Source organism: Bosea sp. 124, from assembly GCF_003046175.1.
Classification (GTDB): domain Bacteria; phylum Pseudomonadota; class Alphaproteobacteria; order Rhizobiales; family Beijerinckiaceae; genus Allobosea.
This window is the reverse complement of record NZ_PZZM01000001.1, coordinates 1,887,816-1,911,051: the sequence shown is the minus strand read 5'-3', so window position 1 is coordinate 1,911,051 and position 23,236 is coordinate 1,887,816. Positions and strand designations below refer to the sequence as shown.

General features: G+C 67.8%; 22 protein-coding genes. 14 read left to right on the top strand and 8 right to left on the bottom strand.

Translation table 11 applies throughout. The annotated features are described in order from the left end of the window. Window positions 1–242 precede the first annotated feature (242 nt). The 3 genes from C8D03_RS08925 (at window position 243) to C8D03_RS08915 (ending at window position 3,505) form a co-directional block, all read left to right on the top strand. Window positions 243–1,373, top strand: coding sequence for an alpha-hydroxy acid oxidase (locus C8D03_RS08925; RefSeq protein ID WP_108045941.1), 1,131 nt, complete (start codon window positions 243–245; stop codon window positions 1,371–1,373). Continuing rightward, complete coding sequence (locus C8D03_RS08920; protein WP_108045940.1) at window positions 1,370–2,266, top strand: ketopantoate reductase family protein; 897 nt, start codon at window positions 1,370–1,372, stop codon at window positions 2,264–2,266. The genes C8D03_RS08925 and C8D03_RS08920 overlap by 4 nt, the downstream gene beginning before the upstream one ends. Before the next feature lie 141 nt (window positions 2,267–2,407). Continuing rightward, entirely contained in the window at window positions 2,408–3,505 is a 1,098-nt protein-coding gene (locus tag C8D03_RS08915; protein WP_108045939.1) for a TRAP transporter substrate-binding protein, read from the top strand. Between the two features lie 69 nt (window positions 3,506–3,574). Here C8D03_RS08915 and C8D03_RS08910 read toward each other — a convergent pair whose 3' ends face one another. From C8D03_RS08910 to C8D03_RS08900, 3 genes are all read right to left on the bottom strand, one after another. Next, the gene (locus tag C8D03_RS08910; protein WP_108045938.1) at window positions 3,575–5,275 is read right to left on the bottom strand and encodes an AMP-binding protein; all 1,701 of its coding nucleotides are present in this window, start codon (window positions 5,273–5,275) and stop codon (window positions 3,575–3,577) included. Window positions 5,276–5,505: 230 nt separating this feature from the next. Then, window positions 5,506–6,042: a general stress protein gene (locus C8D03_RS08905; protein WP_108045937.1), complete on the bottom strand. Its 537-nt coding sequence runs from the start codon at window positions 6,040–6,042 to the stop codon at window positions 5,506–5,508. 35 nt (window positions 6,043–6,077) lie between these two features. Further along, window positions 6,078–6,377, bottom strand: coding sequence for a hypothetical protein (locus C8D03_RS08900; protein ID WP_108045936.1), 300 nt, complete (start codon window positions 6,375–6,377; stop codon window positions 6,078–6,080). 215 nt (window positions 6,378–6,592) lie between these two features. Between C8D03_RS08900 and C8D03_RS26415 the strand changes: the two genes are divergently transcribed. Together C8D03_RS26415 and C8D03_RS08890 are read left to right on the top strand one after the other, a co-directional pair. After that, window positions 6,593–6,769, top strand: coding sequence for a hypothetical protein (locus C8D03_RS26415; RefSeq protein ID WP_181300810.1), 177 nt, complete (start codon window positions 6,593–6,595; stop codon window positions 6,767–6,769). Window positions 6,770–6,819: 50 nt separating this feature from the next. Next, a complete protein-coding gene (locus C8D03_RS08890) occupies window positions 6,820–7,407 on the top strand; it encodes an SCO family protein (RefSeq protein ID WP_108045934.1) in 588 nt (195 codons plus the stop codon). On the opposite strand, the gene C8D03_RS08885 is transcribed toward C8D03_RS08890, so the two are convergent. The 3 genes from C8D03_RS08885 to C8D03_RS08875 all read right to left on the bottom strand — a co-directional run bounded on the left by C8D03_RS08885 (window position 7,352) and on the right by C8D03_RS08875 (window position 11,334). Continuing rightward, a complete protein-coding gene (locus C8D03_RS08885) occupies window positions 7,352–9,235 on the bottom strand; it encodes a glycosyltransferase (RefSeq protein WP_108045933.1) in 1,884 nt (627 codons plus the stop codon). The genes C8D03_RS08890 and C8D03_RS08885 overlap by 56 nt on opposite strands. 165 nt (window positions 9,236–9,400) lie before the next feature. Then, complete coding sequence (gene trpB, locus C8D03_RS08880; RefSeq protein WP_108045932.1) at window positions 9,401–10,648, bottom strand: tryptophan synthase subunit beta; 1,248 nt, start codon at window positions 10,646–10,648, stop codon at window positions 9,401–9,403. Next, the gene (locus tag C8D03_RS08875) at window positions 10,645–11,334 is read right to left on the bottom strand and encodes a phosphoribosylanthranilate isomerase (protein WP_108045931.1); all 690 of its coding nucleotides are present in this window, start codon (window positions 11,332–11,334) and stop codon (window positions 10,645–10,647) included. The genes trpB and C8D03_RS08875 overlap by 4 nt, the downstream gene beginning before the upstream one ends. 116 nt (window positions 11,335–11,450) lie before the next feature. On the opposite strand from C8D03_RS08875, the gene C8D03_RS08870 reads away from it, so the two are divergent. Then, window positions 11,451–12,752: a TAXI family TRAP transporter solute-binding subunit gene (locus C8D03_RS08870; protein WP_108045930.1), complete on the top strand. Its 1,302-nt coding sequence runs from the start codon at window positions 11,451–11,453 to the stop codon at window positions 12,750–12,752. A gap of 257 nt (window positions 12,753–13,009) precedes the next feature. After that, the gene (gene typA, locus C8D03_RS08865; RefSeq protein WP_108045929.1) at window positions 13,010–14,833 is read left to right on the top strand and encodes a translational GTPase TypA; all 1,824 of its coding nucleotides are present in this window, start codon (window positions 13,010–13,012) and stop codon (window positions 14,831–14,833) included. A 76-nt stretch (window positions 14,834–14,909) separates the two neighbouring features. Here the strand turns inward: typA and C8D03_RS08860 are convergent, their stop codons facing one another. Beyond that, complete coding sequence (locus tag C8D03_RS08860) at window positions 14,910–15,749, bottom strand: universal stress protein (RefSeq protein WP_108051418.1); 840 nt, start codon at window positions 15,747–15,749, stop codon at window positions 14,910–14,912. Between the two features lie 131 nt (window positions 15,750–15,880). Between C8D03_RS08860 and C8D03_RS08855 the strand changes: the two genes are divergently transcribed. From C8D03_RS08855 to cysK, 7 genes are all read left to right on the top strand, one after another. Beyond that, window positions 15,881–16,285, top strand: a complete 405-nt coding sequence (locus C8D03_RS08855; protein ID WP_108051416.1) for a hypothetical protein — start codon at window positions 15,881–15,883, stop codon at window positions 16,283–16,285. Window positions 16,286–16,324: 39 nt separating this feature from the next. Continuing rightward, entirely contained in the window at window positions 16,325–17,173 is an 849-nt protein-coding gene (locus C8D03_RS08850) for a universal stress protein (protein WP_146170116.1), read from the top strand. 172 nt (window positions 17,174–17,345) lie between these two features. Then, the gene (locus tag C8D03_RS08845) at window positions 17,346–18,284 is read left to right on the top strand and encodes an aldo/keto reductase (RefSeq protein WP_108045927.1); all 939 of its coding nucleotides are present in this window, start codon (window positions 17,346–17,348) and stop codon (window positions 18,282–18,284) included. A gap of 103 nt (window positions 18,285–18,387) precedes the next feature. After that, window positions 18,388–19,701 (top strand): phosphopantothenoylcysteine decarboxylase domain-containing protein, encoded by a 1,314-nt coding sequence (locus C8D03_RS08840; RefSeq protein ID WP_181300808.1) that lies wholly within the window; start codon window positions 18,388–18,390, stop codon window positions 19,699–19,701. A 5-nt stretch (window positions 19,702–19,706) separates the two neighbouring features. After that, complete coding sequence (dut, locus tag C8D03_RS08835) at window positions 19,707–20,219, top strand: dUTP diphosphatase (RefSeq protein ID WP_108051414.1); 513 nt, start codon at window positions 19,707–19,709, stop codon at window positions 20,217–20,219. After that, window positions 20,216–20,668, top strand: a complete 453-nt coding sequence (locus tag C8D03_RS08830; protein WP_108045925.1) for an RrF2 family transcriptional regulator — start codon at window positions 20,216–20,218, stop codon at window positions 20,666–20,668. Before dut ends, C8D03_RS08830 begins: the two co-directional genes overlap by 4 nt. Before the next feature lie 94 nt (window positions 20,669–20,762). Continuing rightward, on the top strand, window positions 20,763–21,749 hold the full coding sequence (gene cysK, locus C8D03_RS08825; RefSeq protein WP_108045924.1) for a cysteine synthase A: 987 nt from the start codon (window positions 20,763–20,765) through the stop codon (window positions 21,747–21,749). A 96-nt stretch (window positions 21,750–21,845) separates the two neighbouring features. Here cysK and C8D03_RS08820 read toward each other — a convergent pair whose 3' ends face one another. After that, window positions 21,846–23,183, bottom strand: coding sequence for a sensor histidine kinase (locus C8D03_RS08820; protein WP_181300806.1), 1,338 nt, complete (start codon window positions 23,181–23,183; stop codon window positions 21,846–21,848). Window positions 23,184–23,236: the final 53 nt, after the last annotated feature.

The following is a 23,236-nucleotide window of genomic DNA, read 5'->3' as shown; positions in this document are numbered from 1 at the left end:
ACGGACAACCTCAATACGAGTGAGATTATGCCCTTCCCGGGCGCTCGTTTTTATGAGGTGGGTTGGTCGAACGCACGCGCCCGCTCGTCTTCGTGTTGAGGGGCGTCCCGTCACGCCGCGCGCCTCGCTTCTGGCCATGCCGATGGACAGCTTGTAGGCATGGAGCCTCGAGGCCGGGCGCACAGGCCGTCAGGGAGGACACGAAACGCGTGCCGAGCGAATCCATCTTCACGACGCGTCAGATGGCCGATGCGGCCCGCCGCCATCTGCCGCGGGCGATCTTCGATTTCATCGAGGGCGGTGCGGGGTCCGAGATCGCGGTCGCGCGCAATCGGGCGCGGTTCGAAGAGATCGCCCTGCTGCCGCGCGCCTTGCGGGACTGCTCGGCGGCGAGTGCCGAGGTGACGATCTTCGGTCGCCGCTATGGCGCGCCGTTCGGCGTCGCCCCCATGGGATTTGCCGATCTGGTTCGCCCCGGAACGGACCGGGCCCTGGCGCGCGCGGCGAGAAAGCAGGACATTCCCTATGTCCTGTCCACGGCGGCGACGACCTCCATCGAGACGATACAGGACATCGCCGGAGAGAATTTCTGGTTCCAGCTCTATCCGGGCGCGGACGAGGCCATCGCTGCGGCCCTCATGGCGCGGGCCCTCGAGGCCGGCGTCACGACGCTGGTGGTGACGGTGGATATCCCCGTGCCGGCAAGACGTGTCCGGGACCTGGTCAACGGTCTGGCCATCCCGCTGCGGCCCTCGCTGCGCACGGTGCTCGATGTCGGGCGGCATCCGGCCTGGCTGTTGCGGGCCTGCCTGGGACAACGTCCGGGCATGGCCAATTTCATTGAGAACAAGGGCTCGATGAGCGGCTTGGCCCATGCTGAATTCGTCTCTCGCCAGCTGTCCTGCCCCGGCCTGGACTGGAACAGGATCGAGCGCATCCGGACGGCATGGCCCCATCATCTCGTCATCAAGGGCATCCTGAATCCGCAGGATGCCGTCACCGCCGCGAAGATCGGCGCGAACGGCATCGTCGTCTCCAACCATGGCGGTCGCCAGCTCGATTCGGCGCCCGCGCCGATCGAGGTCCTGCCGGCGATCCGGGAGGCCTGCGGCGACCGGTTGACCATCCTTCTCGACAGCGGCGTGCGGACGGGTGACGACGTCGCCCGCAGCCTGGCGTCCGGGGCCGATTTCGTACTGCTGGGGCGGCCGTTCCTGTATGCGGTTGCGGCCATGGGCCTGTCGCGCGGACCGGCGGCGATCATCGACATCCTCCGCGCCGAGTTGCTGAACACGCTGATCCATCTTGGCTGTTCCGCGCCCGGCGAGCTCGGTCGCGACTTTCTCTGGCCGCAACGGGGGGCGGGCCGATGAAAATCGCGGTCATGGGGGCCGGTGCCGTCGGCTGCTACTACGGCGCCATGCTGGCCAGGGCCGGCCATTCGGTCACGCTGATCGCGCGGCCCGGGCATGTGCAGGCGATCCTTGACCGCGGCCTCGTGCTCGAGACGCGGGCGTTCACGCAAGCGGTGCCGGCATCGGCCAGCACGGAGCCGTCCGGTGTGGCCGATGCGGAGATCGTCCTGTTCTGCGTGAAGTCGGGCGACACGGTTGCCGCCGGCCGCGACATCGCGCCCTGGCTCGCTGCGGGCGCTTCGCTGCTGAGCCTGCAGAACGGGGTCGACAACGCAGAGCGCCTTCAGGAGGTCGTGCAGCGGCCCGTGATCCCGACGGCGGTCTATGTCGCGGCCGAAATGGCGGGCCCGGGGCATGTCAGGCATCACGGGCGTGGCGAACTGGTCATCGGGCAGGGGCCCGCGAGCGCGGCGATCGCCGGGACGTTCGGGCAGGCCGGCATTGAGACCGAGATCTCCGACAATGTCATCGGCGCGCTCTGGACGAAGCTGATCGTGAACTGCTGCTACAACGCCCTCTCGGCCGTTCCGCAGCTGCCCTATGGGCGGATGTTGGCGGTGGATGGGGTCGCTGGCAGCATGCAGGATATCGTTGCGGAATGCCTCCTGGTCGCGAGAGGCTGCGAGGTTCGTGTCGATGACGACATTCTCGACAAGGTGCTCGGCCTCGCCGCCGCGATGCCGGACCAGTCGTCCTCCACCGCCCAGGACCTGGCGAGAGGCAAGCGCACCGAGATCGACCACCTCAACGGCTATATCGCGCGGACGGGCGCAAGGCTCGGGATCGCGACGCCCGCGAACCGGCTGCTGACGGCAGTCGTCAAGCTGATGGAAGAGAGCGGCCGCGCCTGAACCCCGCAGACCCGAGCGGCCCGACGCGATGGCCCGCGCCGGGCCGGCATGCAGCGGCGTTCCTTGTCGCCTGCGACGGCGGCATGCCATGCTCGTCGCAAGCCGATCTCGGTGAACAAAAAAACGGGCAGGAAACGACCTATGAAGCGCAGATCATTTCTGAAGGGCGCCGGCGTCGGCGCCGCAGCTGGCATCGCATCCCCCGCGATAGCCCAGAGCATGCCGACCATCACCTGGCGCCTGGCGTCGAGCTATCCGAAATCGCTCGACACCCTCTACGGCGCTTGCAGCTACCTGTCCGAGGCCGTGTCGGCGGTTACCGACGGCAAGTTCAAGATTCAGGTCTTCGCCACCGGCGAGATCGTGCCGGCCCTGCAAGTCGCCGATGCGGTGACGAATGGGACCGTCGAGATGGGGCATTCCGGCTCGTATTTCTACATCGGCAAGGACACGGCCTTCGCCTTCGGCACGGTGATCCCGTGGGGGCCGAACAGCCGGCAGATGCAGGCCTGGCTCTTCCACGCAGGCGGACTCGAGCTGCTCAATGAATTCTATGCCAAGTTCAACATCTACAACCTGCCCGCCGGCAACACCGGCTCGCAGATGGGCGGCTGGTTCCGCAAGGAGATCAGGTCGGCGGCGGACCTGCAGGGCCTCAAGATGCGGATCGGCGGCCTTGGCGGCAATGTGCTGCAGAAGATGGGTGTGGTGCCGCAGCAGCTCGGTGCCGGCGACATCTACCCGGCCCTGGAGCGGGGCGTCCTCGACGCCGTCGAGTTCGTCGGCCCCTATGACGATGAGAAGCTCGGCTTCGCCAAGGTCGCGCCCTATTACTACTATCCCGGGTTCTGGGACGGCAGCGCCGAGCTGAGCTTCTTCATCAACCTCGAGAAATGGAAGAGCCTGCCGCCGGTCTACCAGAATGCGCTGAAGACCTGCGCCATGGCGGCCGGCCATGACATGCAGGCGAAATACGATGTCCTGAACCCGGCGGCGCTGAAGCGACTCATCGCCGGTGGAGCTCAGCTTCGGCCGCTGCCCAACGACATTCTCAAATCCAGCTACAAGATCACCAAGGATCTTTATGCCGAGATGTCGAACGCCAATCCGGCCTTCAAGAAGATCTACGACCACCTCTGGGCTTTCCATCAGGACAGCCTGCGCTACTGGTCGATCTCCGACTTCTCCTACGATTATATGCAGGTCACCGCACTCCAGCAGCGCTGGGCCGACGGCTGATCGCGCTGTCCGGGCACGGCCACGGTCTTTGCGGGGCGCTCTTGATGGGCGCCTCGCATGGCCATGGTATCAGAGCAGGGCGCGCAGCTCTTCCTTCTTGACCTTTCCGGTCGCGGTCATCGGCAGGGCCGGCACGAGCCGGATTTCGGGAACCTTGTAGGCCGCCATGCGCTCGCGGCACCAATCCTTCAGTGCGGCTTCAGTCAGCCCGGACGCATCCTCGGCCAGCGCGATGAAGGCGACCGGAACCTGCCCGCGCTCGGCATCCTCGCGCCCGATGACGCCGGAGCCGGCGATGCCGGGATGCTGGCCGAGCATCGCCTCGATCTCGGCGGGGAACACGCTCATCCCCTTGACCTTCAGCATTTCCTTGCGGCGCCCGAGGAAGTGCAGATAGCCCTGCTCGTCGATGACGCCGATGTCGCCCGTATGCAGGAAGCCGCCCCGGATCGCCTCCGCCGTCGCCTCCGGCCTGTTCCAGTAGCCCTTGAACAGCGAAGGCGTGCGCACGCAGATTTCGCCGGTTTCGCCGAGTGGCATCAGGGCGCCGCTGTCGAAATCGCAGATCTTGAAATCGGTCCCCGGCACCGGCAGCCCGACGAAGACCGGCTGCGACAAAAGGTCGAAATCCTCTCGCTGCATGCCGAGGGTGAAGGTGTCCATCGTGTGGGTTTCGGTCATGCCCCAGGCGGCCTCGATCATGTCGGCGCCGGTCAGGGCCCGCCAGCGCGCCCTGAAGTCCGGGTTCAGCTTCTTCACGAAGGAAGACACCCGCACCTTCCGTAGCGAGGTCAGGTCGAAGGATACCGCCTCCGGGTGCTCCAGAACCTCGACGGTGTTGTCGACCAGCAGATAGGCGAAGCTCGCCTTGTAGCGCGCGACCGTGGTCATGAAGCCCACGGCATCCCAGCGCGCCATCAGCACCACGGTCGCGCCCGCCACCAACGGAAACAGAAGCCCGGTATCCTCGCCGGCGATCCAGAAGATAGGCACGAAATTGACGACGACATCGTCGGGGGACAGGGCGAAGCTCGCGGCGAGGCTGGTGCCGGCCGTGTAGAGCATGTCGCGCTGGGTGTGGATGCAGCCCTTCGGCATGCCGGTGGTGCCGCCCGTGTAGTTCAGCGCAGCCACCGCATCGAGGTCGGGTTGAACGGCCGGCGCGGACGCCGTCACCTGCGCCAGAGCCGGCAGCAGGTCGATGGCGTCGTCGCAGGCGATCCTCGGCTGAAGCACGGCCGGTGGCACGGGCAGGCTCGGAATCTCGGGCAGCATCTCGGCGAAACTCGTCACGAAGACGGTGTCGATCGGCGTCCGGTCGCGGACCTGACGCAGCAGCGGCATCAGGCTGTCGAGGCAGACGATGACCCTGGCGCCGGTGTCGTTGAGCTCATAGGCGAGCTCGGCCTCGCGGAAGAGCGGGTTGACCGGCACATGCACCGCGCCGAGCTTGAGGATAGCGAAGAAGGCCAGCATGAATTGCGGACAGTTCGGCAGGAACACGGCGACGCGGTCGCCCGGTTGCACGCCATGCTGATGCAGCAGTGCCGCAAAGCGCTCGCTGAGATCGTTCAGCTCCCCATAGCCGACCTCGCGCCCGTAGAAGATGCAGGCAGGCTTCTGCGGCTGGCGCCTGGCCCATTCGCGCAGGTGTTCGCTGATCGCGATCTCGCCCAGCGGGTAATGCGGCTGGCGCGCGACACCCGCAGGCCATGCTGCGCTCTGCAACTCCCGCAGGCGGGCGAAATAGGTCGCTTCATTCATCGTCATCGGCGGGTGGGCCTGCTGCTGCCAGTCATGCTGCCGTGACGTCGCGGCCCGCATCGGAGTCACGCCCGCCCTCGCGTCACGAGAGCTGCGCTCGCTTCACCCGGCCCGGACAACCTATCGGCTGCACCGCCTGACGCAAGGTCGCCGGCATGAGGCCCGGCGCTGCCGTTTCAGCAGACAGCCTCCGGGGCGCGAACCCCGGAGGCTGTCTTCAGGTCTGGTAAGGCGCCTCAGACGATCGGCGACTTATACGGAGCGGCGGTCTCGTCGAAACGGGTCCAGCCTTCGTTGCGGTACTGGCCGATGCGGGTGTCGCGATCGATCGGCGTCGCGCCGTCCATGATGGCTTCGGCGGTGGCCGCATGCGCGTCGGACGCCTTCACCGAGACCACGGTGCCGCCGCGGCGGACGGTCTCGGCGTGGTAATGCGCCTCATCCTCGTCGACGCCTGCATTGGTGAAGGAGCCGACCAGGCCGCCGGCTGCGGCGCCGGCGACCGCGCCCGCGGCGGTCGAGGCGAGCCAGCCCGCCGCCACGACCGGGCCGATGCCTGGAATCGCCAGCATGCCGAGGCCGGCGAGCAGCCCGGCAGCGCCGCCGACGCCCGCGCCGATGCCGGCGCCCTCTGCGGCATTGCTGTCCTTGGCGCGCTCGTCGCGGCCGACGACGCTGATGTCCGCGGCCGCGATGCCGGCGGCTTCCAGATTTTCAACGACGGCGGCGGCTGTCTCGTAGCTATCGTAGGAGCGGGTGATGGTGCGGGTCATGTCTGTCTCCGAATGCGTAATGAAGGGCGAAGCGATCAGTTGCGGACAATGTTGCCGCGATAATCGACCGAGACGTTGACCTTGGCCCCGGCATGCATGGCCGAGCCCTTCCAGACGCCGGCCTCGTCCTTCTTCAACGCGGTGACGTTGGAATAGCCATTGGCCTCGAGCCGGCTCTTGGCTTGGCCCTCGGTGAAGCTGTTGGCGCCCGGCAGCGGGGCATTCTTGTCGGCATCCGCCTTGGGGGCCGGCATGGGCGAGGTGGTCGAGGTTTGCGCCAGGGCGCCGAACGACGTCGCCGATACGAGCATCGTTGCGAGAAGCAGCTTCTTCATGGTCGTTCTCCATAGGCAGGCGGCGATCGCCGCTGTTGCCCAAGGAAACGGCGCTTTGCCCAAAACCGTTCCAGAAATAAAAACAGCGCTGGCACCGGAACATTATGAAGCGGCCCGCTTCGGTGCTGGGGCCACAGTCCAGCGGCGTTCCGTGAACCCGCCTGCGTCACGGAGGCGGCTTCCGGCCTTTGCGGCATGGCGCTATGCTGCCGTCCATGACGAATGCCGACGAGACCCGTGAAGCAGAGAGTGCCGCGCCGTCGCGCCTGGGCATTGCGCTGCTTGCCGGCGGAGCTCTGACGCTGGTGGCCGCTGGCCTGCTGCTCTGGTGGCGCGAGGGCGACCGTCTTTTCACCGACGGCCTCATCGCCGCCCTCGTCGCCTGTTTCTGAAGGCGACAGCCCTTCCGGGCCCTTTCAGGCCCCCATCAGGATGTCCTCCCGTGAACCGCCGCCTCGTTCTGCCTCTCGTCGTCTTTCTGGCCGGCGCGCTCGCGCTCGCGGCCGCCGCGATCCTCACCTTCTCGCCCGGACGGCAGGGTCAGTCCGGCACGGCGAGCGTCGGCGGGCCGTTCTCGCTGACGACGCAGGAGGGCAAGACTCTGACCGAGAAGGATCTGCGCGGCGCTCCCTTCCTGGTCTTCTTCGGCTTCACCCACTGCCCCGACATCTGCCCGACCAAGCTGTTCGAGATTTCCGAGACGCTGCGCGCCGCCGGCCCGAAGGGCGAGAAGCTGCGCGCGCTCTTCGTCTCCGTCGATCCCGAGCGCGATACGCCCGAGGTGATGAAGAGCTATCTCGGCTCCTTCGATCCGCGCATCGTCGGACTGAGCGGAGACCGGCCTGCGATCGACGCCATGATCAAGGTCTATCGGGCCTATGCCCGCAAGGTGCCGCTCAAGGACGACGACTACACCATGGACCACACCGCCTTGGTCTATCTGATGGCCAAGGACGGCAGCTTCGTCGGCGCCTTCAACATTGAGCAGCCTCCGGCCCAGGCGGCTGCGGAATGGCTGCGCCACCTGTAGGAGGCGCGGCCGGCGCGAGCGGGGCGCGCTGCCGGGCAAGGCCATGCATCGTCTTGTTCCAGGTGAAGCGGCGCGCCTGGTATTCGTGCAGGGCCATCCAGGCCGCGATGCAGACCAGCCCGTAATAGAGCGGCAGCAGGGGCAGAAGCAGCAGCAGCCGGGGCGCCCCGCGCCGCAGCGCGCCGATCGCCGGCGGCAGGAACAGCGCGATCGTCCCGAAGATCCAGATCGTCAGGGCGAGCGTCGACGTCAGGCTGCCGAGCGCATCGCCCGGCGAAAGCAGCGATCCATCGCGATACGCCAGGAACGCCGCGACGGCGAAGGCCGGATAGGCCAGCGCGGTCACCACCGTGCCGAGGCAGAGCGACAGGAAGGCGAGCGTGGCAGGCAGGCCGGCCTCGCGCAGCAGCCGGCCGGGCCCACGCGAATGCGTCACCAGCGTCTGCATGTAGCCCTTGATCCAGCGCGAGCGCTGCTTCAGCCAGACGCGCAGGGTCAGCGGCGCCTCCTCCCGCGTGTCGGAGGGCAGATCGCCTATGCGATAGCCCGCCCGGACGAGCCGCAGGCCGAGATCGGCATCCTCCGTCACGTTCCAGGCATCCCAGCCACCGACCGCGCGCAACGTTTCCGTGCGGAAGTGATTGGAGGTGCCGCCCAGCATGATCGGCAGTCCCGAGCGCAGCAGGCCCGGGTTGAGCACCTTGAACAGCCCGGCATATTCAAGCGCGAACAGCGCCGGCAGCAGCCCCTCATCGGCATGGTCGATGACGAGCCGCGCCTGCAGGCAGGCGAGCTCGTCCGGCGCCTTCAGGAAGCGCGCCGCCGCCATCCGCAATTGCTGCGGATCGGGAATGTCCTCGGCGTCGAAGATCGTGAACAGGCTGCCACGTGCTTCGATCAGGGCGAGATTGAGCGCGCGCGGCTTGGTCCGCGGCTGGCCGGGCGGCACGATCGTCACGCCGATATGCGCCGGCAGCGGCAGGCGGGCCAGCGCGGCTTGCAAGCCGGTATCGTCGGCCTCGATCAGCAGGCGGATGTCGAGCCGGACCACCGGATAGTCGAGCGCCAGCAGGGCTTGCAGCATCTGCCCCAGCACCGCCTCCTCCCGATAGAGCGGCACCGCGACCGTGTAGACCAGCAGCCGGCTGTCATCGAGGCGCCAGCGATGCCGCCGCCAGAGGTCGGGGGCGGGTCGCTCGATCGCGGCGGCCAGCCGCAGCAGGATCAAGCCGAGGAAGACGGGCCCGAGCAGCAGCGCGACGGTAAAGAAAGTTGCCAGCGGCGCGAGGACGCCGCCGGTCGCGACTGCGACCGCGCCGATCGCCACCGCGATGCGTTGGCCGCGGCTGGCGCCGGTGCGGGCGCTGTCGCGCGCCAGGCCGGGCTCGTCGAGATTGGCGGCGCGGATGGCGAGCGCGGTACCGTTGGCGCGGCGAAGCGCCTCGCCGAAGCGCCGTGGCGTGACGACAGCGACATCGTCGCGCTGGCGCGGCCCGGCTTCGAGCATGCGCCGCAGTGCCGTGCCTTCCGGAGCCAGTACGAAGCGAAGACGTCTTTCGGCATCGCCTGCCGTGGGCGCGAGGCCACCGCGCAGGATCGCGCCATAGTCGCCGCCCGCCCTCAGCGCGAGGTCGTCCGAATGGAAGGGCAGGCCGAGTTCCGCGGCGAGGGCGCGGTAAAAACCCTCCTCGTCGATCAACCCGATTGCGAAGACTTCCCGGGCCGGCTCCGTGCCGTTGCGGCTGGCGCGCCTTGCCGCAACGGCGAGGCCGGCGGGCGCCACGCCATGACGCGCGAGAAAGGCGATCTCGACCGGCGGGCCGAACAACGCCCCGTCGCCGCCATCCCGAGAATCACCGTTACCGTCGCCCCCCAATGGCCCGGTCCCGCCCCACCCAACGATACGCCCCGGCTAGACCGGGATATCGCATGCTCACCTCTTTGCGGAGGAGAGTCGAGGGGCGAGGGCTTCGGCGAGGCTGCGTTGTGCGGATCACCTCGCGCTGAGGATTTCCGCGACCTGCGGGATGTCCTTGTCGCCGCGGCCGGACAGGTTGACCACCATCAGATGGTCCTGCGGCTTTTGCGGCGCGAGTTCGGCGACACGCGCCAGCGCATGCGCCGTTTCCAGCGCCGGTATGATGCCTTCGAGCTTGGAAATCAGCTGGAAGGCCTCAAGCGCCTCGTCATCCGTGGCCGAGAGATAGGTCGCGCGCCCGACATCATGCAGCCAGGAATGCTCCGGCCCGATGCCGGGGTAGTCGAGACCGGCCGAGATGGAATGCGCGTCCTTGATCTGGCCGTCGTCGTCCATCAGCAGATAGGTGCGGTTGCCGTGCAGCACGCCGGGACGGCCGCCGGTCAGCGAGGCGGCGTGCAGGCCGGACGGGATGCCGTGGCCGGCTGCCTCGACGCCATAGATCTCGACGGAGGGATCGTCGAGGAAGGGGTGGAACAGCCCCATCGCATTCGAGCCGCCACCGATGCAGGCGAACAGCGAATCCGGCAGCCGGCCTTCCAGCTCCAGCATCTGCGCCTTGGTTTCGACACCGATGATCGACTGGAAATCGCGGACCATCGCCGGATAGGGGTGGGGGCCGGCGACCGTGCCGATGCAGTAGAAGGTTGTGCCGACATTGGTGACCCAGTCGCGCAGGGCCTCGTTCATCGCATCCTTCAGCGTCTTGGTGCCGGATTCGACGGGGACCACCGTGGCACCCAGCATCTGCATGCGGAAGACGTTGGGAGCCTGCCGGGCGACGTCGACGGCACCCATATAGACGATGCATTCGAGCCCGTAACGGGCGCAGAGCGTCGCGGTCGCGACGCCGTGCTGGCCCGCTCCGGTTTCAGCGATGATGCGCTTCTTGCCCATGCGCCGCGCCAGCAGGATCTGGCCGAGCACATTGTTCACCTTGTGCGAGCCGGTGTGGTTCAGCTCCTCGCGCTTCAGATAGATCTTGGCGCCGCCCGGCCGCCCGGAGGCGGCCGCTTTGCTCCGGAAATGCTCGGTCAGGCGCTCGGCGAAATAGAGTGGCGAGGGCCGGCCGACATAATGCTTCAGCCCATAGGCCGTCTCGGCGTGATAGGCCGGGTCGGCCTTGGCCGCCTCATAGGCCTGTTCCAGCTCGAGGATCAGCGGCATCAGCGTCTCGGCGACGAAGCGGCCGCCGAAGATGCCGAAGCGGCCGTTCTCATCGGGGCCGTTACGGTAGGTGTTGGGGGTCTGTGGCGCGTTCATGTCCGGCCTGCCTCTGCTGTCCCTGCTGCCGTGGCGGCCCGTGCCGCTGCGACGAAATCCCTGATCCGGCCGATATCCTTGACGCCCGGTGCGCTTTCGACCCCGGAGGAGACGTCGACGCCCCAGGGCCGCGTGATGGCGATCGCGTGGCCGACATTCGCCGGATCGAGCCCGCCCGATAGCATAAAGCCCAAAGCCGGGTCGAGCGCACCCAGCAGCGTCCAGTCGAAGGGCTTGCCATGGCCCCCCGGATAGGCGGCGTCCTTCGGCGGCTTGGCGTCGAGCAGGATGCGGTCGGCGACCTCGCGATAGCTCTCGATTGCGGCGATATCCTCCGCGCCGGCGATGCCGAGCGCTTTGATCGTGGGCAGGCCGGTCGCGACCTTGATGGCGCGGACCTGCTCCGGCGTTTCCCGGCCATGCAGTTGCAGCCAGTCCGGGCGCAGCGTCTCGACCAGCTCTGCCGCCTGCTTTTCGTTCCAATCGACGATGAGCGCGACGATCTGCGTCCGGCCCCGTGCCAGACCGGCCAACTCGACAGCGCGTTCGCGCGTGACGTGGCGCGGGCTCTTCGGATGGAAGTTGAGGCCGATCATGTCCGCGCCGGCATCGAGAGCCGCGCGCAGCGTCTCCGGCGTCGACAGGCCGCAGATCTTGATCGTCAGGGGGGAGGCGGGGCGTTGCATCGCCCTGCCTTAGCACGAAGGTGATCAGCGCCGCACTTGCGACATGATGGCAGACGAAGCAATGCTGATCGCGTCCGGGCGAAGGGCCAAGGCGACCACAGGGCGGGCAGAATCGGGTGTTCGGCAGGGGGCGACGCGGTTTCACGATACTTGCGGGTCTGCTGGCGACGTTCGGCATCACCGCGGCCGTCTTCTATGTCCTGAGCCAGCCGCGCACGCTGCGCCTCGCCGTCGGCCCGCTGGGCTCCGAGGATGCCCGCATGGCGGCGGGCTTCGTGCAGGGGCTGAACCGCGAGAAGTCCCAGATCAGGCTCCGGCTGATCCTGACCGAAGGCTCGGAGGAAAGTGCCCGCAAGGTCGACGAGGGCGAGGCGGAGCTTGCGATCGTCCGCCCCGACATCGCCTTGCCCGCCAAGGCCGATACGGCGCTGATCACGCGCCGCTCCTTCCCGTTCCTGATCACCGACAAGGACAGCGCGATCGGACGCATCGCCGATCTGCGCGGTCGCCGCGTCGGCGTGGTGCGCAATCCCGCCGGCAATATCGCACTGCTGAAGCTGGTGCTGGCGCAATATGAGGTCCGGCCCGACGAGGTCACGATCATCGGGCTGACGCCGGATGAGATTGCCCCGGCAGCGAGGGAACGGCGCATCGACGCGTTCTTCTCGATCAATGCCGTCGGCGCCCGCGCCAGTGGCGACGGCGCCGGCCGCCTGCGCTCGGCCTGGGGCGAGGATCCGGTGCTGATCCCGATCCGCGAGGCCGATGCGCTGGCGGCACGGGTCCGCGCCATCGAGACCGGCGAGATCGTCAGGGGCGCGCTCGGGGGCGATCCGCCGCGACCCTCGGAGAACCTGCCGACGATCGCCATCACCTCGCGGCTGGTCGCCTCACAGGATCTCGACGAGGACGTCGTCGGCAGCCTCGTCAGCGCGCTGCTTGGGCTGCGCGTGACGCTGGCCGCGGAACTGCCCCAGATCCAGGGGCTGGAGACGCCGGCGACCGACAAGGATGCGCCGCTACCCGTCCATGCCGGCGCGGCCGCCTTCATCGATGGCGAGCAGAAGACCTTCTTCGAGCGTTATGGCGACTGGTTCTATCTCGGCGTGATGGGGGTCTCCCTGCTGGGCACGGGCGCCGCCGGCCTGCTCGGTCGCGAAAGCGCCGCCCGGCGCAGGCGGGCGATGATGGGGCTGGACCGCCTGCTGGCGCTCCTGCCCAGAATCCGCGGCACCTCGGATATCGAGACGCTCGATCTCTGCCGCGCTGAGGCCGATGCGATCCTGCTGGAGGTGCTGGCCGATTTCGGCCAGGGCGATCTCGATTCATCCGCCATCGCCGCCTACCGCCTGGTTTTCGATCAGGTCAGCCGGGCGGTCATCGAGGCGAAGATCAGGGCGACGGCCGCGCAGCTCTGACGGGCTGGCGCATAGGCCGGCGGTTTTCCCAAAGCGGCCTTCGTTCTGGCCCTGTCGGGTCTGCGAGCACGGCGCTGCGCGCGATCGGCGCGCAGCATATTCACCCTGCGGCAGGCAAAATCGCCCTGCACGGTTGCCGGAACGCCCGCCAACGTTTATGTGCGGCGCAGCGAAATCCAGATTCTCGAAACAACGGGCTGCGCCGACGGGGCTTTGATCCTCGCCGGCTTGTGGCCATGAAAGAGGCCCCTGCCCGCATGTCCATGCGCAATATCGCCATTATCGCCCACGTCGACCACGGCAAGACCACGCTCGTCGACAAGCTCCTGCAGCAATCGGGCACCTACCGCGACAACCAGCGCGTCATCGAACGCGTGATGGACTCCAACGAGCTGGAGAAGGAGCGTGGCATCACCATCCTGGCCAAGGCGACCTCGGTCGTCTGGAAGGATACCCGCATCAACATCGTCGACACCCCCGGCCACGCCGATTTCGGCGGCGAGGTCGAGCGCATCCTGAACATGGTCGATTCCGCCATCGTGCTGGTCGATGCAGCCGAAGGCCCGATGCCGCAGACCAAGTTCGTCGTCTCCAAGGCGCTGAAGCTCGGCCTGAAGCCGATCGTGGCGATCAACAAGGTCGACAAGCCCGACGCCCGCGTCCAGGAAGTGATCAACGAGGTCTTCGACCTGTTCGCCGCGCTCGACGCCAATGACGAGCAGCTCGATTTCCCGATCCTCTACGGTTCGGGCAAGCAGGGCTGGATGGCGCATGACCCCGCAGGTCCGCAGGACCAGGGCCTCGCCCCGATGTACGACCTGATCCTTTCCCATGTGCCGGAGCCGCGCATCGAGGAAGGTCCGTTCCGCATGCTCGGCACGCTGCTCGAAGCCAACCCCTATCTCGGCCGTATCATTACCGGCCGCGTCGTCTCGGGCTCGGCCAAGCCGAACCAGACGATCAAGGTGCTCTCGGGCGACGGCACCGTCGTCGAAACCGGTCGCATCAGCAAGATCCTGGCCTTCCGCGGCCTCGAGCGCACGCCGATCGAAGAGGCCATTCCCGGTGACATCGTCTCGATCGCCGGCCTGGTGAAGGGTTCCGTCGCCGACACCTTCTGCGACCCGACTGTCGAGACCCCGATCAAGGCCCAGCCGATCGATCCGCCGACCGTCTCGATGACCTTCATGGTCAACGACTCGCCGCTGGCCGGCACCGAGGGCGACAAGGTCACGACCCGCGTCATCCGCGACCGCCTGTTCAAGGAGGCCGAGGGCAATGTCGCGCTGAAGATCGAGGAAGCGACCGACAAGGATAGCTATATCGTCTCGGGTCGCGGCGAATTGCAGCTCGCCATCCTGATCGAGCAGATGCGCCGCGAAGGCTTCGAACTCGGCGTCTCGCGTCCGCGCGTCGTGCTTCGGCGCGACGACAACGGCCAGCTGCTGGAGCCGATCGAAGAGGTCATCATCGACGTCGACGAGGAGCATTCCGGCGTCGTCGTGCAGAAGATGTCCGAGCGCAAGGCCGACATGCTGGAGATGCGTCCCTCCGGCGGTAACCGTCTGCGGCTGGTCTTCCACGCGCCGACGCGCGGTCTGATCGGTTATCAGGGCGAACTGCTCACCGACACGCGCGGCACGGCGATCATGAACCGGCTGTTCCACGATTATCTCCCCTACAAGGGCGAGATCGGCGGGCGCCGCAACGGCGTGCTGATCGCGATGGAGACCGGCGAAGCGGTCGCCTACGCGCTCTGGAATCTGGAAGATCGCGGCCCGATGATGATCGAGCCGGGCTGGAAGGTCTATCAGGGCATGATCGTCGGCGAGCACACCCGCGAGAACGATCTCGAGGTGAACGTGCTCAAGGGCAAGAAGCTCACCAACATCCGCACGACGTCGAAGGACGAGGCGGTGCGCCTGACGCCGCCGATCCGGATGACGCTGGAGCGTTCGCTGGCCTGGATCGACGATGATGAGTTGGTCGAGGTGACGCCGAAGTCGATCCGCCTGCGCAAGGGCGTGCTCGACCCCAACGAGCGCAAGCGCTCGCAGAAGATGAAGCAGGAAGTGGCCTGATCAGGCCATTCCGGGATGATCGGAAAACGGGCGGGCCGCGAGGTCCGCCCGTCTTCGTTTCGGGACGGGCGGCCGCTCAGTGGCTCATCAGGATCGGCAGGGTGCAGTCCTTGAGCAGCGACTGCGTCACGCCGCCGAGCAGCCACTCGCGCAGGCGCGAATGCTTGTAGGCGCCGCTGACCACGAGGTCCGCCCCGAAATCCGTCGCCGCTTGCCGGATCTCGCTGGCGACGTCCGGCTGCGTGAGCGCGATATTGCGCACCGTGACCTTGATGCCGTGCCGGGCCAGATGCGGCGCGAGATCCGCCCCCGCGATCACGCTCGACAGATCCTTCTCGCCGCTCACGGAGAGGATCTCGACCTCTTCGGCCCTGGTCAGGAACGGCATCGCATCGCCGACCGCGCGCGCCGCCGAGGCGCCGCCATCCCAGGCGATCAAAATCCGCCTTGCGGAGAAGCGCTCGCTGCCGGGCGGAATGATCAGCACCGGCCGCCCGCTTTCGAACAGCGCGGCCTCGATCAGCCCGCGATCGCGCTGCACGGCATCCTTCTCCATGTCGAGGATGCTGACGTCATGGACCCGCGCATAGGCGAGCAGCCGGTCGCAGAGATCGGCGTAGACCAGCGTCGGAGCTTCGACCGTGCAGGTGACGCCCGCGGCGTCGGCGGTGCCCTTGGCCTTTTCCGCAAAGGCTTCGGCGAGCGCCTGAATCCGGCGGTTTTCGCTGCTGATCAGCTCGGCGCCGAATGCCCCGACCAGCGAAGCCGGTACCGCATAGCGCATCGAGGCGGCCTGGACGGTGAGATGCGCCTTCGCCTGCTGCGACAGGGACAGCGCGTAGGCGAGAGCGGAACTCCGTTCGCCGCGCCCCTCCTCGGTGAAAGCGACGAGAACGCTCTTGAGCGATTTGGGCATCACGACCTTCTCCTGTGTATGTCCGCTCAAGCTTGCCAGATTGCGATGCCGCCTTCTTGCGCTGGATCAATCCCTCGCCCCGGGATCGATGGAAGAGTGCGGCCAAGGACGATGACGATCGAGGAACCGCCATGCTTCAGCGCATTTCACTGCATCTCGGCCGCACGGCCGCGCACCCGGAAGGCAGCAGCCAGGATGGCTACGAGATCACCGCGCCTCTCGATGCCGAAGGCCGTCTCGTCGCTGCCGAATGGCATGGCGAGCGCGACCGATGCCGGGTCAGGCGCTTTCGCCCGGGCGAGCCCGATCGCCATGGCTGGCTCCTGCACCGGGCCGGCGGCGAGGGCGGCGCGAGCTGGGGCATCGACTACGACGAGGCCTCCTCCGACGATGACGAGGTCGGGTACAAGCTGGATCGCCACCGCTTCACGCTCGGGGAATATGTCTCGATCCGGGAGCAGGATGGCGAATTCCAGCCTTACAAGGTCGTCGCCATTCGACCCGTCGGCAAGGCCGCTTCGGCCGGCGCTCTTTGAGCTCATAGCCAGATACAGTCGCGCGATGGAGACAAAGCCATGCCCATGACCCGATCCTCGACGGAAGCTCCGCGTTATGCGGGCCTGCTCACGCCGGTCCATCTCGGTGCCGGTGCGGAGGCGACGATCCGCTTCGCCGCCCGCCTGGCACAGGCCCTGCCTTGCCGGCTGATCGGCATCGGCGCCGACGAAATCGAACTGCCCTATTACGGCGACGGCACCGGCATGGTCGACGCCGTGCTGCTCGAGAACGCCCGCGGCGTCGTTCAGGAGGATCTGGCCAAGGCCGAGGCGCTGTTCCGCCGTGTCGCGGAGGGCGCGCCGGCCGTGGACTGGCGCTGCGCCATCGAACAGCCGCGCGGCTTCGCTCTGACGCAGTGCCGCGCCGCCGATCTGGTCGTCCTGGCCCGTCAGGGCCCGGACGATGAAGCGGTAGGCCGCATGGGCGTCGCCCCCGGCGATCTCGTGATGGAGCTGGGCCGGCCGATCCTGGTGGTCCCGCCCGGGGTCGAGACGCTTGCGGCGAAGAGCGCGGTCATCGCCTGGAAGGACACGTGCGAGGCACGCCGTGCCGTCCACGATGCGCTGCCCTTCCTCGTGCGCGCCGAAGCCGTCTCCGTGCTGGCGGTCGGGGAGGAGGCAATCGAGAACGGAGCGCAGGATGTCTGCGGCTACCTTGCGCAGCACGGCATCGCCGCCCGCGCCGTGTTGCGGCCCGACAGCGCGGAATATGTCGTCGACGAGATCATGACGCAGGTGCGGCACCAGGGGGCGGATCTCATCGTCGCCGGCGCCTATGGCCATAGCCGCATGCGGGAATGGATCTTCGGCGGCGTCACGCAGGACCTGCTCGAGACGACGCCCATCTGCTGCCTGATGTCCCACTGAGCAAGATGCCGAAAAAGTGGGAACCGGCTTTCTGACGACATCGTGCTCTGGATCTTCGGCCTGAGCAACGCCCCGGTCCTGCGCCGGGTGCAGCCGTGACGACCGCGCGCCGCGCTTGCCGCGCCGCGCCGGCTCTGGTCCTGTGTGGCTCTTCCGCAGAAGGACTACACCCATGCAGTTCCGCAACCTCGGCCGTTCCGGCCTGCGCGTCTCGCTTGTCGGCCTCGGCTGCAACAATTTCGGCGGCCGGATCGATGACGAGGCGGCGCGCAAGGTCGTCGATGCGGCGATCGAGCATGGCATCACGCTGTTTGACACGGCCGATGTCTATGGCAATCGCGGCAGCTCCGAGACGGTTCTGGGAGCGTTGCTCGGCGCGCGCCGCAAGGACATCGTGCTGGCGACCAAGTTCGGCATGGATATGAACGACGCCGGCACGATGAAGGGCGGCTCGCGGCGCTACATTATGTCCGCGGTCGAGGCCTCGCTGACGCGGCTGAAGACCGACTGGATCGACCTCTACCAGTTCCACCGTGCCGACCCGCTGACGCCGATCGACGAGACGCTGCGCGCTCTCGAGGACCTGATCCGCCAGGGCAAGGTCCGCTATGTCGGCTGCTCGAACATGCCGGCCTGGCAGATGGCCGACGCGCAGTGGACCGCACGCGATCTCGGCATTCATGGCTTTGCCTCCTGTCAGGACGAGTACAGCCTGCTGGTGCGCGGCGCGGAGAAGGACTTGGTTCCCGCCGCGCGTCGTAACGGCATGGGGCTGCTGCCCTATTTCCCGCTCGCCAACGGGCTGCTCACCGGCAAGTACAAGCGCAACGCCCCGATGCCGGAAGGCGCGCGCATGACGCGGGAAGCGCAGCGCGCCGCGGAGATCCTGACCGATACGAACTGGGGCAAGACCGAGAAGCTTGCTGCTTTCTGCGAGGCGCGTGGCAAGACGCTGGTCGAACTCGCCTTTTCCTGGCTCGCCATGCAGCCGGTCGTCTCCAGCGTCATCGCCGGCGCGACGAAGCCCGAGCAGATCGCGGTCAATGTGAAGGCGGCCGACTGGGTGCTGACGGCGGAAGAGCTCGCCGAGATCGACGCGATCACGACATAGCCGGCGTCGCTCCCGAGGGGGAGGCGGCTCGGCCCCGAGCTGTCGGGCGGCATCCTCGCTGCGTGCTGCCCGGTCGGGGCCCGATGACATCCCCGCCTGCGCGATGCTAGGTAACGGACACTTTCGGCTCAGGAGCCCGCCCTTGCCCGCATCCCGCTCCATCCTCCTGATCATAGGCGGCGGCATCGCCGCCTATAAGTGCCTCGAACTGATCCGCCGGCTGAAGGATCGCGGCATCGCCTCGCGCTGCATCGTGACCAAAGCCGGGGAGGAGTTCGTCACGTCGCTGGCGGTGTCCTCGCTCGCGGGCGAACGCTGCTTCACCGACCTGTTCTCGCTGACCGACGAGGCGGATATCGGCCATATCGCGCTGTCGCGCTCGACCGACCTGCTGGTCGTGGCCCCCGCGACCGCCGACCTGATCGCCAAGATGGCGACCGGCCTCGCCAATGATCTCGCCTCGACGGCATTGCTCGCCACCGACAAGCGCATTCTGATCGCGCCCGCGATGAATCCGCGGATGTGGCAGCATCCGGCGACGCGCCGGAACATGGCGCAGCTTGAAAAGGACGGCGTGCTCGTCGTCGGCCCCAATTCCGGTGCCATGGCCGAGCGCGGCGAGAGCGGGCCGGGCCGCATGGCCGAGCCGGCTGAGATCCTTGCCGCGATCGAACTCGCGCTGGCGGGCGAGGCTCCGCCTCAACAGCGCGCCATCGGCTTTCTCGGCCGTCTGCCCGGTGCCGCTGCCGCGCAGGGGCCGCTCGCCGGCCGGCATGTGCTGGTGACCTCGGGGCCGACCCATGAGGCGATCGACCCCGTGCGCTATATCGCCAACCGCTCCTCGGGCAAGCAGGGCCATGCCATCGCCGCCGCCGCCGCCGCTGCCGGGGCACGGGTGACGCTGGTTTCCGGCCCCGTCGCGATTGCCGACCCCGTCGGGGTGGAGACCGTCCATGTCGAATCCGCCCGCGAGATGCTGGCGACGGTCGAGGCCGCGCTGCCGGCCGACATCGCGATCTTCGCCGCCGCCGTCGCCGACTGGCGCGTGGCCGACGAAGCGCCGGAGAAGCTGAAGAAGGACGGAGGCGGCTTGCCGCCGCTCGCGCTGGTCGAGAATCCCGACATTCTCGCGACCGTCGCGAAGCGGCTGGGCGGTCGTCCGCCTCTGGTCGTCGGTTTCGCCGCGGAAACCGAGAACGTCGTCGCCTATGCGCAGGCGAAGCTCGCCCGCAAAGGCTGCGACCTCATCGTCGCCAACGATGTCGGCGGCACCGGCGTGATGGGCGGCGATGCCAATACCGTGCATCTCGTCACACGCGACGGCGTCGAGAACTGGCCGACGCTGGCCAAGCAGGAGGTCGCGACCCGGCTGGTCGCGCATCTCGCGAAGCTGGCGACAGCGCGGGCCGGGACGTGAGTGCGATGGTCAGCGTCGCCTTCATATGCCTGTCGCATGGTGCCGACCTGCCGCTGCCCGCCTATGAGAGCGCCGGCGCGGCGGGCATGGATTTGAGGGCCGCGCTCGGCCCGGGCGAGACGATCGCGCTGGCACCGGGCGCCCGGGCGCTGGTGCCGAGCGGCCTGTGCCTGCAGGTGCCGGAGGGCTTCGAAGCGCAGGTGCGGCCGCGCTCTGGGCTCGCTGCCAAGCATGGCGTCACCGTGCTGAATGCACCGGGCACGGTGGACAGCGACTATCGCGGCGAGGTCAAGGTCATCCTGATCAATCACGGGCAGGAGCCGTTTGCGATCCACCATGGCGACCGGGTCGCGCAGCTCGTGGTCGCGCCGGTGACGCGGGCGACGCTCGTCGAGGTCGCCGGGCTCGACCAGACCGGGCGGGGTGCGGGCGGCTTCGGGTCGACCGGCGTTTCCGATGCCGGGCGGGGCGATCAGGACACGGCCTCGGGGACCGTGCCGGCGGGGGCGGTCGCGTGATCCTCCTGTCGCGCCGCAGCCAGCTCGCCATTGCGGCGGTGGTCGATATCGCGCTGCATGCCCGGCCCTCGCCCGTGGCGGCAAGGTTTCTGGCAGCGCGGCACGATCTGCCGCCGCGCCATCTCGAGACGCTGCTGCAGGCGCTGGTCCGGGTCGGCATCCTCAAGGGCGTGCGCGGCCCGCGCGGCGGCTACGAACTGGCCCGGGAGCGGCGCAGGATCACGGCCGGCGACATCGCGCGCGCCGCGATGCAGGAATCCGGCGAGGATGCGCTGGGCCCGATGCCGCATTCGCGGCTCGTCGACGACGTGATCGGGCCGGAGGTGATGCGGGCCTCGCAGGCCTTCCTTGCGGTGTTGGATGGCGTCACCGTCGAGGAACTCTGCCGGCGGGCGCAGCAAGAGGCGGTCTTCGAGGGCATGGGCCTCGATGCTGATTTTACGATATAAGATGTGAATTATTGTGTTCATCGACACGCTGCGTGAATTGAACTAGCGTGGCCGCCCATCGACGGCTCGACACCGTCGCTTCGAGGAGGTTTCCATGACTGACGCAGCGCGCAAGCTCGACACCACGCCGGCGAAGGCGCCCGGTCGCGGCCGGGTCTACGATTCGATCACCGACACCATCGGCGATACGCCGCTGGTCAAGCTCAACCGCCTGCCCGCCGAGCGCGGCGTCACCGCGACGATTCTGGCAAAGCTCGAATTCTTCAACCCGATCTCCAGCGTCAAGGACCGCATCGGCGTCAACATGGTCGACGCGCTCGAGGCCTCCGGCGCGCTGAAGCCGGGCGGCACGCTGATCGAGCCGACTTCCGGCAACACCGGCATCGCGCTGGCCTTCGTGGCGGCTGCGCGCGGCTATCGCCTGATCCTCGTCATGCCGGAGACGATGTCGCTGGAGCGGCGCAAGATGCTGGCTCTGCTCGGTGCCGAGCTGGAGCTGACGCCCGGCCCCGGCGGCATGCGCGGCGCCGTGGCCCGGGCCGAGGAACTCAAGGCCGGGATTCCCGGCGCGATCATTCCCCAGCAGTTCGAGAACCCGCACAACCCCGAGATCCATCGCCAGACCACGGCCGAGGAGATCTGGAACGACACGCAGGGCAAGGTCGACATCTTCATCGCCGGTGTCGGCACGGGCGGCACCATCACCGGCGTCGGCCAGGTGCTGAAGGCAAGGAATCCCGGCGTGAAGATCATCGCGGTCGAGCCCGAGGATTCCCCGGTGCTGTCGGGCGGCGCGCCCGGCCCGCACAAGATTCAGGGTATCGGCGCCGGCTTCGTGCCGGGCATCCTCGACCGCTCGGTGATCGACGAGGTGGTCACGGTCGGTAACCAGACCTCCTTCGAGACCGCGCGTGCGCTGGCGAAGAAGGAAGGCATTCCGGCCGGCATCTCGTCTGGCGCTGCGATCGCGGCGGCGCTCGAAGTCGGCGCGCGGCCCGAGAACGCCGGCAAGACGATCGTTGTGATCATCCCCTCCTTCGCCGAGCGCTATATCTCCAGCGCCCTGTTCGAAGGGCTCTGACCAGCGCCGGTTTGCCCCAGAAGGCTGAAGCGGAAAGGCCCGGTCGTCCGACCGGGCCTTTTTGCCGTCCGCTCGGGGTCAGTCTCGCTTTCCGGTTCAGTCCCTCTTGGGGAAGACCAGCGTCACGCAGGTGCCCGGGCGCGGGGAACCCGGATCGAGAGCCGACGACGTCATCGTCGCCTGCATGCTCCTGAGCAGGCTCGCGATGACGGTCTGGCCGAGGCCCTTGGCCTCGACCGTGGCAGGCATGCCGACCCCGTCATCTTCCACCGACAGGGCCAGCGCGGGCGCGTCCTCCAGCTCCGTCTCGGTGAAGCGGATGACGATGTTGCCTGCGATGCCATCGGGAAATGCGTGCTTGATCGCATTCGTCACCAGCTCGTTGACGATGACGACGAAGGAGACCGCGTCGCGGCCGGGCAGCCGGATCGCGTCCATGGCGAGCGCCACGGCGATCGGGCGCCCCTCGGCGGCCTTGCCGATCTCGGCCAGCAAATCCTCCATATAGGGCCGTGCCTCGATCTCGTCGGTGTCGAGGTCGAGGCGCAGGCGGCGCTGTCCTGCGGCGATGGCCTGGATGCGTGACTGTGCCTGCTGGAGCGCGGTCCGGACGGCGGGCTCGCGGCTCTGGCGGCTCTGGACGTTGAGCAGCGCGGAGACCATGGCGAGGTTGTTGCCGACGCGGTGGTTGACGTCGCGCAGCAGGGCCTCGATGCGCAGGCGCTCGTTTTCGAGCTCCTGCGTGCGCTCGCTGACGATCTGCTCGAGCTGGGCATTGCTCACCGCCAGCGAGACGCTGCGGCGGTGGCGCGTGCGCAACTGCATCCAGGCGGCGAAGGCGAGCCCGGCCAGCGCCACGACGATGCCGACGCTCGCCAGCAGGCGTCGGCGCTCCTCGTTGCGGTTGAGCGAGACCAGCCGGATGTTTTCGGTCAACTGGATCTGCTGCACCGTGTCGCGCAGCGCCTCCATCGCGCCGATACCCTTGCCTTCGCGGACGATGGCGAGCGCCGCGTTCTGGCGGCCGTCGCGCGTCAGGGCGACCGTGGCTTCGAGCTCTTCGAGCTTGCGTTCGACATCAGCCCGAAGCGCGGCGACGCGTTGCTTCTGCGTTGGATCGGTCTCGACCAGCCGCTCGAGGGCGTCCAGCGCCGGCAGGGCGGCGCTGCGGCCGTTCGTGAACGGAACCAGATAGCTCGCCGTTCCGGTGAGCATGTAGCCGCGCTGCCCGGTCTCGGCGTCGCGCAGATGACCGAGGAAGCGCTCGGCGCTTTCGCGGACGGCGATCGCCCGGGAGACACGCTCCGCGGTGTTCTGGGCCTGGAGATTGATCCACGCCGCCAGCACGATGGCGACCGCGACGACGCCGATCGCGATGACCGTGGTCGTCGCCGAGCGCAATCGCGCCCGCAGCGCGGGAATCGTCGGGACCAAAAAGCGCGCGCGAGGCCTCACCTGAGCAGACATGGATACCGTGTTACAGCACG